Source organism: Frankia gtarii, assembly GCF_025403375.1.
GTDB classification, from domain to species: Bacteria; Actinomycetota; Actinomycetes; order Frankiales; family Frankiaceae; genus Frankia; species Frankia gtarii.
This window is the reverse complement of the sequence record NZ_JAMPTM010000201.1, coordinates 1-12,610: the sequence shown is the minus strand read 5'-3', so window position 1 is coordinate 12,610 and position 12,610 is coordinate 1. Positions and strand designations below refer to the sequence as shown.

Below are 12,610 nucleotides of genomic sequence, written 5' to 3'. Positions count from 1 at the left end.
CAGTGCCCATCCCCCTCGCGACCGTCCCCGGCCGAGTTACCCCGTCAACGGCGCCCCGCGCGGGCTCGCCCGCTTTGGCCGTCCGTCCTACCCCGTCGGTGCAGGTCGTCGCGATACCCCGGCCCATGGTCGCCGCGGATCCCGCCACGCCGGGTTCCGCGGCGGCGGAACCGGCTGAATCCGGCACGCCGTAGCTGTTCCATCCCGCCGGTGCCCTCGTGGATTCGATCGGGCGGGTTCAGCCTTGCGCCGAGACGGCAAAAGGAGGGCTGACCGGCGCGACCACGCACGATGTCATCGCGGATTTGTCCGGCATCCGCAGGGAGGGAATCCAGGTGCGGGCCGGCGCTTTCGAAACGTTGTCCGCGACGCCCGGATCCGGAAAACCGGCCGGACCACCGCCACGTTCGGGGAGGGAATCTGCGTGGGCAGGGCGGTGAACAGCTGGTGCGTACACCGTTCCGCCCGCCGCCCGGACCGGATGGGGCGGCCGGGACGGGCGACGGCCGGCGCGGTCGTCAGGGGGAGAGGCGTTCGACGATCCACCGGTCCGCGGTGCAGGCGCGGCGGTAGCGCAGCCTGTCGTGCAGTCGGTTCGTCCGGCCCTGCCAGAACTCGACGGTGTCCGGCACGAGGCGTAGCCCGCCCCAGAACGGCGGGGTCGGCACCGGGGTTCCCGCGGGCCAGCGGGCCGCGAGCTCGGCGTCGCGGGTGGTCAGGACGTCCCGGGACTCGATGATCTGCGACTGGTGGCTGACCCAGGCGCCGAGCTGGGACCCGCGGGGCCGGGAGGCGAAGTAGCGTTCGGTCTCGGCCCGGCTGACCCGCTCCACGGTGCCGATGGCCACCACCTGCCGCTGCAGGGCATACCAGGGGAAGACCAGCGAGCCGAAGGGATTCTCGGCGGTCTCTCGACCCTTGCGGGAGGTGTAGTTCGTGTAGATCACGAATCCGCGCTGATCGAAACCCTTGAGCAGTACCGTGCGCGCGCTCGGCCGCCCGTCGGCGGACGCGGTGGCGAAGACGGTCGCATTGGCCTCTGGGATGCCCGCGCCCGGGGTGGTCGCGTCGGCGAACCAGTGGGCGAACTGCTCGACCCAGGTCGCCGCGAGCTGATCCGTTTCCAACCGGCCGGTCTGGTAACTCTGCCGCAGCCCGGCCGGGTCGGGCGCGTCCGGTCCGGCCTCATCGAAGTGAGGCGGATCGAAGTGAGGCGGATCGAGGTGAGGCGGATCGGCGTGGGGCACGGCGAGGGAGGCTGCGCGGTGGGGGAAGGCGCCTGGCGGCGGGATGGATGCCACCCTGGGATCGTGCCAGCGGCGCCCGTGTACTCAGCCGAGCTCGCGCAGGACCGTGGCGATTCCGCGGTCCCAGTCGCTGGTCAGGTCGAGGCAGGGCCGCCCGCCGATCCGGGTGGGGGCATCGGTGCCGGACAGGATCACCGGCAGCATGATGATGCCGCGAGCCGAGAGGTCCCCGGCGAGCGCCGGCAGAAATTCCTGCGCTATCCATGGCGCGTGAATTCCCAGGGTGGAGTGGCCCAGCACGAGAAAGTCCGCGGCGGCGAGGGTTTCATTCATGAACATGGGCACGGTGTCGCCGATGCGTATCTCCCAACGGTCGAGGTGCACCGCATGGCCCACCGCGTTGACCGCCCGCCCCAGCCGTTCGGCGATGGCGATGTCCGCCGCGCGATGACTGATGAAGACGAACGCCATGATCTCCCGAGCTCCTGATCCAGTTGTTAGCGCAGCGTGACCGCCAGTCAGTCAGGCCATTTTCTGCTGCCGACCGTAGCGCGACGCGATCTCCGCTGGTCGGCCGTCCCCGACGCCAATTTCGGCAGCTTGTTGCAAATAGCCGCACAAACGGACAAAGTGTCTGTGACTCATCTCATAAATTGTTGTTTGAGTGCGCCGGGGTTGGCGAACTGTGAGGACGCGGCGTCCGCCGGCGCTCGACGCGAACCGCGCGAAGCGGCGGCGGTCTGGCGCGTCCGGATGCTGCGGGGCAGGATCGGATGGAGTAGGACCGACGAGGCAGGACACAGTGGGCCGCCGGTCGAAGCGATCGACCGCCGGTCGAACCAACAGACAGAAGCGGAGATCCGGACTCGATGGCCGAGAAGACAAGCGATTTCAAGCCAGGTCTGGAAGGCGTGATCGCCTTTGAGACGGAGATCGCCGAGCCGGACAAGGAGGGCAGCGCGCTGCGCTACCGCGGGGTCGATATCGAGGACCTCGTCGGCACGGTGGACTACGGCCATGTCTGGGGGCTGCTGGTCGACGGCGCGTTCGAACCCGGGCTGCCGCCGGCCGAGCCGTTCCCGGTGCCGGTGCACTCGGGTGACATCCGGGTGGATGTGCAGAGCGCGCTGGCGATGCTCGCCCCCTACTGGGGCCTGGGTCAGCTGATCGACATAGCCCCCGAGCGGGCCCGCGACGACCTTGCCCGGGCATCGGTGGTGGCGTTGTCCTTCGTCGCGCAGTCGGCCCGGGGCCTGGGTCAGCCCGCGGTGCCGCAGAAGGAGGTCGACCGGGCCCGCACGATAACGGAACGGTTCATGATCCGCTGGCGCGGCGAGCCGGACCCGAAGCACGTCCAGGCCGTCGACGCCTACTGGGTGTCGGCCGCCGAGCACGGCATGAACGCGTCCACCTTCACCGCCCGGGTGGTCGCCTCGACCGGCGCCGATGCCTCGGCCGCGCTGTCCGCCGCCGTAGGTGCGCTGTCCGGGCCCCTGCACGGCGGCGCCCCCTCCCGGGTGCTCGCGATGCTCGACGAGGTCGAACGCACCGGGGATCCGCTCGGTTACGTCCGCCGCGCCCTGGACCGCAAGGAGCGGCTGATGGGCTTCGGTCACCGGGTGTACCGGGCGGAGGACCCGCGCGCCCGGGTGCTGCGCCGCACCGCGCGCGACCTCGGCTCCGACCGCTATGAGGCGGCCGAGGCACTCGAGGCGGCCGCGATCGAGGAGCTGACCAACCGCTTCCCCGACCGCCCGCTGCGCACGAACGTGGAGTTCTGGTCGGCCGTGGTGCTGGACTTCGCCGAGGTCCCGGCCCATATGTTCACGTCCATGTTCACCTGCGCCCGCACCGCGGGCTGGAGCGCCCACATCCTCGAGCAGCAGCGCACCGGCCGACTGATCCGCCCGTCCGCCCGTTATGTCGGTCCCGACCCGCGCCCGCTCAGCGACGTCGTGCCGGGGGTGCCCCGTGGCTGACGCCGCCGCGATCGAGCTGCCCGAGGCTCTGCGCCCGGCCGACGGCCGTTTCGGCTGCGGTCCGTCGAAGATCCGCCCGGACGCCGTGGCCGCCCTGGCGGCCAGTGGCGCGACCTACCTCGGCACCTCCCACCGGCAGAAGCCGGTCAAGAGCCTGGTCGGCCGGGTGCGCGCGGGGCTCGCGGAGCTGTTCTCGCTGCCCGTGGGCTACGAGGTCGTGCTCGGCATCGGCGGTGCCACCGCGTTCTGGGACGCCGCCGCGTTCAACCTGGTCCGTAACCGGTCCCAGCACCTCGTCTTCGGCGAGTTCGGTGGGAAGTTCGCGGACACGACGAAGGGTGCGCCGTTCCTGGCGGAGCCCTCCGTGGTGTCCTCGGCGCCGGGAACGCACCCGGACTGGTCACCCGAGGCCGGCATCGACGTCTACGCCAGCCCGCACAACGAGACCTCCACCGGTGTCGCCCGCCCGGTGCGCCGCCCGGTCGGCGCCGACGCCGGCGCCCTGCACCTGGTCGATGCCACCTCCGGCGCGGGCGGCCTGCCCGTCGACGTCTCCGAGGTCGACGTCTACTACTTCGCGCCGCAGAAGTGCTTCGCCTCCGACGGCGGCCTGTGGACGGCGCTGATGTCGCCGGCGGCGATCGACCGGCTCGCCGAGATCGCCGCGACCGACCGGTGGATCCCGCCGTTCCTCGACCTCACCACCGCCCGCGACAACAGCTCCAAGGATCAGACGTACAACACCCCGGCGGTGGCGACGCTGTTCCTGTTCGCCGACCAGATCGAGTGGATGCTCGCTCAGGGCGGCCTGGACTGGTGCGTGCGTCGCACCGCCGAGTCGTCGTCGATCCTCTACACCTGGGCCGAGAAGACGCCGTACACGACGCCGTTCGTCGTCGACCCGGCGCAGCGCTCCCAGGTCGTCGTGACGATCGACTTCGACGGCGTCGACGCCGCCGCGGTGGCGAAGGTGCTGCGCGCCAACGGCGTCGTCGACGTCGAGCCGTACCGCAAGCTCGGCCGCAACCAGCTCCGCGTCGCCTGCTTCCCGGCGATCGAACCGGCCGACGTCGAGGCCCTCACCGCCAGCATCGACTACGTGGTCGAGCGCCTGTAGCGGCGGATGGCGCATCCGGAAACGACGACGGCCCGCGAGGAGGACCTCTCCTCGCGGGCCGTCGTCGTCGGCGTGGCACCGCCGGGGACCGGGTCAGCGCAGGGGGCGCTCCGGGGCGGCCTGGGCGGCCTGGGCGGCGATCGGGTCGGCCTCGGTGTCGGTGGTCGCGCCACGGTCGTCCATCGGGACGTAGGGGCGCTGGTCGTAGCCGACGTAGAGCTGGCGCGGGCGGGCGATTTTCTGCTCGGGGTCGAGCAGGCCCTCCTCCCACTGGGCCAGCCAGCCGGGCATCCGGCCGATGGCGAACAGCACCGGGAACATCTCCACGGGGAAGCCCATGGCCTGGTAAATGATGCCGGTGTAGAAGTCGACGTTCGGGTAGAGCTTGCGGGCGATGAAGTACTCGTCCTCCAGCGCGATCCGCTCCAGCTCCATGGCCAGGTCCAGCAGCGGGTTCGTGCCGGTGACCTTGAAGACCTCGTCGGCGACCTGGCGGATCACCCGGGCGCGCGGGTCGTAGTTCTTGTAGACCCGGTGGCCGAAGCCCATCAGCTTCTTCTTGCCATCCTTCACCTGGGCGATGAAGGAGGGGATGTTCTCGACCGAGCCGATCTCGGCCAGCATCCGCAGCACCTGCTCGTTCGCGCCGCCGTGCAGCGGGCCGTAGAGCGCGGCGATCGCCGCGGCCGCGGCCGAGAACGGGTCCGCCTGCGAGCTGCCGACGGCGCGCATCGCGTTGGCCGAGCAGTTCTGCTCGTGGTCGGCGTGCAGGATGAACAGCACGTCGAGGGCGTGCTCGAGGTTCGGGTCCGGCTCGTACTTGAGCTCGGTGGCCTTCCACATCATGTTCAGGAAGTTGCCGGCGTATGACAGATCGTTGTCCGGGTAGACGTACGGGAAGCCGACCGAGTGCCGGTACGAGTACGCCGCCAGAGTCGTGATCTTGGCGATGAGGCGGACGATCTGGAGGCGACGCAGGCCCGGATCGTCGATCGTCTTGGCATCCGGGTAGAAGGTCGACAGCGCGCCCACGGTGGACACCAGCATGCCCATGGGGTGGGCGTCGTGGTGGAAGCCGTCGATGAACTTTTTGATCGACTCATGCACCAGGGTGTGGTGCGTGATCTCGTCTTCCCAGGTCGACAGCTCGTCGGACGCGGGAAGCTCACCGGCCAGCAGCAGGTACGCGACCTCGAGGAAGCTGCTCTTCTCAGCGAGCTCCTGGATCGGGTAGCCGCGGTAGCGCAGGATGCCGGCGTCACCGTCGATGTAGGTGATGGCGCTGCGACAGCTCGCGGTGTTCGTGAACGCCGGGTCGTACGCCATCAACCCGAAGTCGTCGTCGCTCGCCTTGATCGAACGCAACGCACTCGCGCGTACCGTGCCGTCCGTGACCGGGATCTCGTACGTCTTGCCGGTTCGGTTGTCGGTGACGGTCAGTGTGCTGACCTGCTCGGACACGCCGGGCTCCTCTCGCGGTGGCGATGCCGCTGGTGACGGCTCTGGCCCCAGCCGGGGCGCGCATCCGGGTACGGAGCGCTCACGCCGGTTTGCTGGCTCACATGGTTCTTCCCAAGTCTGGCCGTTCGCGGCTGCACATGCGCGTGATCGGTGAGCCTCATCCCACGTGTGCTGCGCCACCCCTTGCCGCAGAAGACTTCTCCCAGCTGCGGTGATGCGGTGGGACACCCTCGGCGAAGACGCAGACACCCGCCCGACCGGCCGGTTGCACCTACCCGAACGGGGAGAAGCCACTCCGGTGCCCGGAGCCACTCGTCGACCGCGTTCCCGGCGTGACAGCGGACGGGGCGCCGAGGGGCGTTCCCGCGGCGGCGCCCGGCTCCGCGGCGGTCCGCAGCCAGGTGATCACGGCGAGCACCCGGCGATTGTCGTCCGCGGACGCCGGCATCCCGAGCTTGCTGAAAACCCCGGCGATGTGGTTCTCCACGGTCTTCGGCGCCAGATGCAGGCGGGCGCCGATGCCGTGGTTGGACCGTCCCTCGGCCATGTGCGCGAGCACCGTGCGTTCCCGCGGGGTGAGTCGGGCCAGATCGTCGGCGCGCCGCCGGTGGGCGAGCAGACCCGCGACGATCTCCTCATCGAGCACGAGCCGGCCGTCGACCAACCGTCGCAGCGCGTCCTGGAGCGCCGCGACGTCGTCGACCCGGTCCTTGAGCAGGTAGCCGAAGCCGCCGCCGCCGTCGCCGAGCAGGCGCAGCGCGTAGGGCGTCTCGGCGTAGGTCGACAGGACGAGCACGGCGATCCTGTGGTGCTGGGCGCGGATCTGTTCGGCCGCGACCAGACCCTCGTCGGTGAACGTGGGCGGCATCCGGATGTCCAGGATCACCGCGTCCGGTCGGCTGTGCCCGAGCCCGCGGATGAGCTCGTCGGCGGTGGCGGTCTGCGCCACCACCTCGGCGCCGGTGGCGGTCAGCAGCATCGCCAGCCCCTCGCGGAACAAGGTCGAATCGTCCGCGATCGCTACCCGCACGGGTCAGGTCCCCTCTGCTCGGCCAGGGCAGTTCCGGTCGGCGCGGGCCTGGTCAGCACGGGATGCTCGCCGTCAGCCGGGTCCCGCCGCCCGACGGGCTGACGATCACCAGCGCGCCGCCGAGTGCCCGGACCCGGTCGGTGAGGCCCGCCAGGCCGCCCCCCTCGACGGCGGTGGCGCCGCCCTTGCCGTCGTCGGTGACGTCGATGCGAACGACGCCGTCGTCGTAGCGCACCGCGACCCGAGCCCGGCTGGCCCCGGCATGCTTGACCGTGTTCGTGAGCGCCTCGCAGATCGTGTAGTAGGCGCCCGCCTCGAGTACCGCCTCAAACCGCGCCGCGGGAACGTCCATCTCGACCTCCATCGGCAGCGCGGCGGTGACGACCTCCAGGGCCGGCCGAAGGCCGCCCTGACTCAGCACGGCCGGATGGATCCCCCGCGCGAGGCTGCGCAGGTCCGCCAAGGCGTGGCGCAAATCCTCCCGGGCGGCCTCGATGGCAGAGATCGTATCGGGATCGGTGGCCTTCGTCCGGGCAAGCCCCAGTCTGGTGGCCAGCGCCAGCAGCCGCTGCTGCGCGCCGTCGTGCAGGTCGCGCTCCAGCCGGCGCCGCTCGTGCAGACCGGCCTCGACGAGGCGGGCCCGGGAGGCGCGCACGGCTTCGAGCTGCGCGGCGACCGTGGCGTGCAACTGGGCGTTCTCCAGAGCCATGGCGCTGGCACGCACGGCCGCCTCGACCAGGTCGCGGTTGCGCCGCATGGCGGGTGCGGTGGCGATCACCGCCAGCGGCGCCCCGGCCGCGGTCCGCACCGCCATGACGAGCTCGGCGCCGCCGGGCGGCGGCGGGGGCCGGACGACCCCGTCGGCGTCGACATGCTGGTCCTCCCCGGGCAGCCACAGGTGGATCTCGGCGGAGTCGTCGTGCAACGCCGCCCGCAGCGCCGCGCGGACGGCCCGCGCGTCCGGCGGGGTGGGCAGCGTCGCGAGTAGCTGCGCGATGCGGGCTCGGACGAACACCCGGCGCAGCACCGCCGCCGCGAACGCCAGCGGGATCGCCAGCAGGGCGAGGGAGACGGCGATGAACTCGGGCCCGATGCTGGCGTTGCTCGGGTTGTAGACGAAGAAGTTGACCGTCGCCGCGAGGACGAACGCCAGCAGCAACGCGAGTGCCACCGGGAAGAAGATCCGCCGGTCCAGCTCGGAGTACCGGCGCAGCCGCCCGCGGACGACGAACAGGAAGACGGCGGCGAGCGCGAGGGTCAGGCCGTCGAGAATCCAGACCACGACGTCGAACGCTCCGTGGCCGATCGGCTCGCCGTACCACCAGACGTCGGGGTTGGCGGAGTAGCCGAACCATTCCGGCCTGCCGATGCCGATCAGCCCGAGGTTCGCCAACGGAATGACGAGCACGGCGACGCCCAGCAGTACCCGTTCACCGTTGCCCTGTAGCCGCCCGGTCGGGTAACGCAGCACACCCCAGCCGAGGCAGACCCAGAAATGGGAGTAGGCGAAGGTCGACACGAACGCGGACGGCCCGGCGTCCCAGCCCGCCGTCCAGGACAGCGGCCAGAGCAGTCCGCCCAGGGCCATCGCCGCGGTGACGCTGCCCAGCGACTCCTCGCCGTTGAGCATGGCGGCCGTGAGCACGAACGCGAGCGCCACCACGACGTTGAGGGCCGCGGCGAACGGGCTGTGGCCGAACGCGGGCCACTGGCACGCGATCGCAACGGCAGCAGTGACGGTGCCGCCGACTGCCAGACACCACGAGCGATGGCGGGCGGCACACGCGGACAGCCGGCTGGACAGACGCGGATGCGGCACGTCAATCGACGTTATGTAGCCAGAATCTCACCCGACAAGCGTCGCACACGCCGATCGTCGGATTGCGGGTTACCCCCCACTTCCCGCCAGGAGATCCCCCGGTGAACTGTGGAGCTCTCCCCGAAGCCGGCGAGTCCGTGCGGGGTGGAACCTGGTCAGCACGGATCGGTGTTCTCGGTGGTCGCCCCCGGAGCAAGACGCCGCGCCGTGCCGGGGTCGGCCGCCGCCGGGGGGTGGCCGACCCCCTTTGTCGTCCCCTTGGGTGGGATCCCCTGAATAGCCCATTCTTCGGGACCCCGGGCGAGTACCGTCAGAAGATGGAGACCGAGACGGCGTGTGACGCCGAACTCGCGTCCGCGCTGCGGCTGTCGGTGATGCGCCTTTCCCGACGAATGCGCCAGGAGCGGTCGAGTCAGCTCACCCCCACGCAGACGTCCGCGCTGGCGTCGCTGGAGCGTCATGGCCCGATGACGCTCGGGGAGATGGCTGCGCACGAGCGCGTCCAGCCGCCTTCGATGACGCGGGTCATCGCGCATCTCGCGGTCGCCGGGCTGGTCGAGCGCCGCCCGCACCCCACCGATGGGCGGCAGGTGATCGCCGAGGTCACGGAGAAGGGGCGGACGCTGCTCAGCGACGACCGTCGGCGCCGAGACGAGTGGCTGACCGACCGGCTCGCGGCGCTGTCCGCCGAGGAGATCGCCGCCCTGACCCGGGCGGCGCCGGTTCTCGACGCCCTCGCCGGCTCCTAGTCACCCGGCTCGCCCGTCACAGCACATGGCCGTCACAGCACATGGCCGTCACAGCTCGACCCAACCGCCGCGCTGGTGGGAGGTGCGGGCCGCGGCGATGAGCCGGTTCGCGGTGAGCAGGTCGTGGAAGGTGGCGCCCCGGACCAGCCGCGCGTCGTCCAGCTCGGTGGCCCGCACGACGTCGTAGGTGGCCTCCATCAGCCCGGGCCGGGCGGTCGGCGGGGTGGGCATCAGCAGGTCGTGCACGCCGGCGTCGTCCTGGCGGCGGACGCGGCGGCCCTGGACGACGATGCGCCCGGAGTCCCCGCACACGGTCATGGTGGCGGTGCCCAGGTCGCCGCCCATCCGCTCGTTGATCAGCACTGTGGCGCCGCTGGCTGAGAGCAGGGCCAGCGTCACGGGTGCGTCGGGCGCCAGCGTGGGGGCGGGCATCGCGGCGGGATCGGCGCAGACCGCCAGGATCTCCCCGCACCAGCGCATCGCGAGGTCGATGATCTCGACTCGCCCGGTCGGCCCGGTCGGCGCGCCGACCACGGTCATCTGGGTGAGCCGGCCCAGTGAGGGGACCGTGGCCGCCACGTGGGTGGCCGCCGGCCAGGCTCGACCGTCCAGGGCCACCACGTGGGCGAGGTCGGCCTCCTCGGCCAGGTCGGCGACGGCCCGCAGCGTTTCCGCCTCGGCGGTGGCGGGACCGGCGAGCAGCACATGCAGGCCGATCTCGGCTGCCCGCCGGGCGACGATATCCGAGCCGGGTGGTGGCATCTCCACGCAGACCGCCTCGATGTTGTCCGAGAGCAGGGCGAGCAGGTCGGCGTAGGCGCGGGGGACCCCCGCCTCGGCCGCCCAGGCCAGCGACTCCAGCGGCTCCGGGGCGAGCAGGCCGACCACCGTGACCCCGGCGTTGCGCAGTACTTCAGCTGTCGTGCTGTCGGAGCCATCGGTGACCAGCGCCATCGCGAGCGGAAGGTCGGGCTCACGGCGCCGGACGAGCCGTCGCAGTTCCCGCCAGCTTGCGGACAGTGCCGGATCGCGCGGTGGCACCAGCTCGGGGAGCGTCGTCACGGCTCTGATAGTGCCCCTGGTCCGGCGGCGGTGGTCAGTGATGGCACCGATTGTCGCGGAGAGCGGAAAGCATCCCATCTTGTCAATCAAGGTTGACACTCCTGCGGGTGTCAACGTAGGTTGACGTCCATGAACATGACCGCCACGAAGCTCGCCGGGGCGGCCTCCGACGACGACCCACGGGTGGGTCTCGCCGCCGTCGCCTCGCTGCGAGCCCTGTTGGAATCGCTCGAGGAGCTCCAGGTCGCCAGCGCCCGGCACAGAGGCTGGTCCTGGCAGGAGATCGCCGACGTGCTCGGCGTGAGCCGGCAGGCCGCGCACAAGAAGTACGGGCGCCGGTTCGGAAAGGGGAGGTAAGGCGGTGTTTGAGAAATTCACGCCGCAGTCCCGTGCCGTCGTGCGCGCCGCGACCCAGGTGGCGGCGGCCTTCGAGCACGACCGGGTGCACAGCGGCCACCTGCTGTTCGCCATCGTCACCGAGGGCGGCGCCGTCGGGCGTGCCCTGGCCGGCCTCGGGCTCGACGAGCCGTCGCTGCGCACCGAGCTGCATGGGGCCAGGGTGCTCTCGCGCGGTGGCCGGGAGGTGGACACCGACGCCCTGGCGGCGATCGGGGTGGACTACGAGGCCATCCGGGCCGCCGCCGACGAGCGGTTCGGCGCCGGCGTGCTGGGGCTGACCATGGTCCGCAAGGCCCCGCGACGATCCTGGTGGCGGCGGCGTCCACGGTCGCGCGGGCCACGTTTCTCGGCCGAGGCAGGGCGGGCGTTGGAGCGCGCCGTGCGGCTCGCGGCCACCCGCGGCGACGGCGACCTCACGCCGCTGCACCTGCTGCTGGGGATGCTCGCCGACCAGTTCTCGCTGGCCGCCGGGATCATCGTGCGCCGCGAGACGAGCCTGGAACAGGTCCGGCACGCCGCGGCCGCGGCGGCCGCGGCGGACGACGCCGACCCGGGAGCACGGAGCTGACCGCGCGGCTGTTCGTGGCCGCCGTGCCGCCGGCCGCGGTCACCGACGCACTGTGCACCGCGGTGCACCGGGCCCGGGCGGCGGCTGCGGACCTGCGCTGGTCGGCGCCCGATCGGTGGCACGTCACCCTCGCCTTTCTCGGCCCGGTGCCGGACGAGCGGCGGGCCGACCTCGACACCCGGCTCGCCCGGGTGGCGCGCCGGCATGGCCCGATCGCCGTCGAGGCCGTCGGCGGCGGGCACTTCGGTGACCGGGTGCTGTGGACGGCGGTGCGGCCCGGGTCGGCGGCGTCGGGCGGGGCGCTCGCAGGGCTCGCGGCCGGCGTGCGGCGGGCGGCCGAGCGGGCCGGCGCCGCCGCCGGGGCGGACGATCGGCCGCTGCGGGCGCACCTGACCCTCGCCCGGGCGCCCGACCGGAGCGGCCGGGCGCTCGGCCCGCTCGTCGAGATGCTGCGGGCCGACGTGGAGCCGTTGCCGTGGACCATCGACCGGCTTGCCCTGATGAGCAGCGTCGACGGCGCCCCCGGCACCCCCCCGATCTACCGCGAGCAGGCTTCCTGGCCGCTCACCGGCACCGGCCGGTGAGCGGCTGCCGTCAGGACGCCATAGCCGGATCGAGCGGGCGGTAGCGGTAGCCCACCCGGCGGATCGTCTCGATCCGGTACCGGTGCTCGGGGCCGAGCTTGCGCCGCAGCCTGGTCACGAGGACGTCGACCGTGCGGACGTCCGGGGCCGTCGCGTCGTCGGCCTGGTGCCCCCACACCGACGACAGCAGGGCCTGGCGGCTGTGCGCCTGCCCGGGGTGGTGGACGAAGAAGTCCAGCACCTCGAACTCGAGGTAGGTCAGCTGCAGCGCGCGGCCGTCCACCGTCGCAAGCCAGGCGGTCCGGTCGATCCACACCCCCGAGCGGGGCGGGGTCTGGGCGGTCGGGCGCTGGTCGGGCCGAGCCGGGGCGACGGCGCCGGCCGTCCGTGCGTGGGTCGGCACGGGCACGGGCTGCCGGGGAAGGGTCGCCGCCGTCCCGACGGGCGTGCGCTGTGGCGTGGTCGCCAGGCGCGGCCGGTACGGGAGGGTGGTCGTCTGCGGGGGCATCGCTGGCCTTTCGGTCAGTGGTTCTTCCGGTCGCCGGGAGCTGCGGCGCTGGGCCGGGCGGCCCCTGGAGCCGGGCGGTCCCTGGGC

13 protein-coding genes are annotated in these 12,610 nt (G+C 72.1%); 6 read left to right on the top strand and 7 right to left on the bottom strand.

Annotated elements, in window-relative coordinates; genetic code table 11:
* Positions 1 to 518: 518 nt before the first annotated feature.
* Positions 519 to 1,301 carry a pyridoxamine 5'-phosphate oxidase gene (gene pdxH, locus NBZ83_RS23400; protein WP_438803231.1) on the bottom strand — a complete coding sequence of 261 codons (783 nt, stop codon included), beginning with the start codon at positions 1,299 to 1,301 and terminating at the stop codon, positions 519 to 521.
* A gap of 30 nt (positions 1,302 to 1,331) precedes the next feature.
* On the bottom strand, positions 1,332 to 1,718 hold the full coding sequence (locus NBZ83_RS23395; protein WP_261569018.1) for a toll/interleukin-1 receptor domain-containing protein: 387 nt from the start codon (positions 1,716 to 1,718) through the stop codon (positions 1,332 to 1,334).
* A 398-nt stretch (positions 1,719 to 2,116) separates the two neighbouring features.
* Between NBZ83_RS23395 and NBZ83_RS23390 the strand changes: the two genes are divergently transcribed.
* Complete coding sequence (locus NBZ83_RS23390; RefSeq protein ID WP_261569019.1) at positions 2,117 to 3,226, top strand: citrate synthase 2; 1,110 nt, start codon at positions 2,117 to 2,119, stop codon at positions 3,224 to 3,226.
* A complete protein-coding gene (serC, locus tag NBZ83_RS23385; protein WP_261569020.1) occupies positions 3,219 to 4,343 on the top strand; it encodes a phosphoserine transaminase in 1,125 nt (374 codons plus the stop codon). Before NBZ83_RS23390 ends, serC begins: the two co-directional genes overlap by 8 nt.
* Positions 4,344 to 4,436: 93 nt before the next feature.
* On the opposite strand, the gene NBZ83_RS23380 is transcribed toward serC, so the two are convergent.
* The 3 genes from NBZ83_RS23380 to NBZ83_RS23370 form a co-directional block, all read right to left on the bottom strand.
* The gene (locus tag NBZ83_RS23380) at positions 4,437 to 5,804 is read right to left on the bottom strand and encodes a citrate synthase (RefSeq protein ID WP_261569021.1); all 1,368 of its coding nucleotides are present in this window, start codon (positions 5,802 to 5,804) and stop codon (positions 4,437 to 4,439) included.
* Between the two features lie 271 nt (positions 5,805 to 6,075).
* Complete coding sequence (locus NBZ83_RS23375; RefSeq protein WP_261569022.1) at positions 6,076 to 6,834, bottom strand: response regulator transcription factor; 759 nt, start codon at positions 6,832 to 6,834, stop codon at positions 6,076 to 6,078.
* Between the two features lie 52 nt (positions 6,835 to 6,886).
* A complete protein-coding gene (locus tag NBZ83_RS23370) occupies positions 6,887 to 8,653 on the bottom strand; it encodes a sensor histidine kinase (RefSeq protein ID WP_261569023.1) in 1,767 nt (588 codons plus the stop codon).
* Positions 8,654 to 8,970: 317 nt separating this feature from the next.
* On the opposite strand from NBZ83_RS23370, the gene NBZ83_RS23365 reads away from it, so the two are divergent.
* Positions 8,971 to 9,402 carry a MarR family winged helix-turn-helix transcriptional regulator gene (locus NBZ83_RS23365; RefSeq protein WP_261569024.1) on the top strand — a complete coding sequence of 144 codons (432 nt, stop codon included), beginning with the start codon at positions 8,971 to 8,973 and terminating at the stop codon, positions 9,400 to 9,402.
* 48 nt (positions 9,403 to 9,450) lie between these two features.
* Here the strand turns inward: NBZ83_RS23365 and NBZ83_RS23360 are convergent, their stop codons facing one another.
* The gene (locus tag NBZ83_RS23360; protein WP_261569025.1) at positions 9,451 to 10,464 is read right to left on the bottom strand and encodes a Gfo/Idh/MocA family oxidoreductase; all 1,014 of its coding nucleotides are present in this window, start codon (positions 10,462 to 10,464) and stop codon (positions 9,451 to 9,453) included.
* A 129-nt stretch (positions 10,465 to 10,593) separates the two neighbouring features.
* Between NBZ83_RS23360 and NBZ83_RS23355 the strand changes: the two genes are divergently transcribed.
* Genes NBZ83_RS23355 through thpR form a run of 3 tightly spaced genes read left to right on the top strand, consistent with a single transcriptional unit; the run spans position 10,594 to position 12,015 of the window.
* On the top strand, positions 10,594 to 10,821 hold the full coding sequence (locus NBZ83_RS23355; RefSeq protein WP_372517727.1) for a helix-turn-helix domain-containing protein: 228 nt from the start codon (positions 10,594 to 10,596) through the stop codon (positions 10,819 to 10,821).
* Between the two features lie 4 nt (positions 10,822 to 10,825).
* Positions 10,826 to 11,431, top strand: coding sequence for a Clp protease N-terminal domain-containing protein (locus NBZ83_RS33440; RefSeq protein ID WP_261569026.1), 606 nt, complete (start codon positions 10,826 to 10,828; stop codon positions 11,429 to 11,431).
* 14 nt (positions 11,432 to 11,445) lie between these two features.
* Complete coding sequence (gene thpR / locus NBZ83_RS23345) at positions 11,446 to 12,015, top strand: RNA 2',3'-cyclic phosphodiesterase (RefSeq protein ID WP_261569027.1); 570 nt, start codon at positions 11,446 to 11,448, stop codon at positions 12,013 to 12,015.
* Positions 12,016 to 12,025: 10 nt separating this feature from the next.
* Here the strand turns inward: thpR and NBZ83_RS23340 are convergent.
* On the bottom strand, positions 12,026 to 12,610 hold a 585-nt coding region (locus NBZ83_RS23340; RefSeq protein WP_308203820.1), incomplete at its 5' end, for a winged helix-turn-helix domain-containing protein.

What these genes read in the sequence shown, in the direction of transcription:
- NBZ83_RS23395 (WP_261569018.1), bottom strand. Translation starts at nt 1,718, where the DNA reads ATGGCGTTCGTCTTCATCAGTCATCGCGCGGCGGACATCGCCATCGCC.
- NBZ83_RS23390 (WP_261569019.1), top strand. Translation starts at nt 2,117, where the DNA reads ATGGCCGAGAAGACAAGCGATTTCAAGCCAGGTCTGGAAGGCGTGATC.
- NBZ83_RS23365 (WP_261569024.1), top strand. Translation starts at nt 8,971, where the DNA reads ATGGAGACCGAGACGGCGTGTGACGCCGAACTCGCGTCCGCGCTGCGG.
- NBZ83_RS23355 (WP_372517727.1), top strand. Translation starts at nt 10,594, where the DNA reads ATGAACATGACCGCCACGAAGCTCGCCGGGGCGGCCTCCGACGACGAC.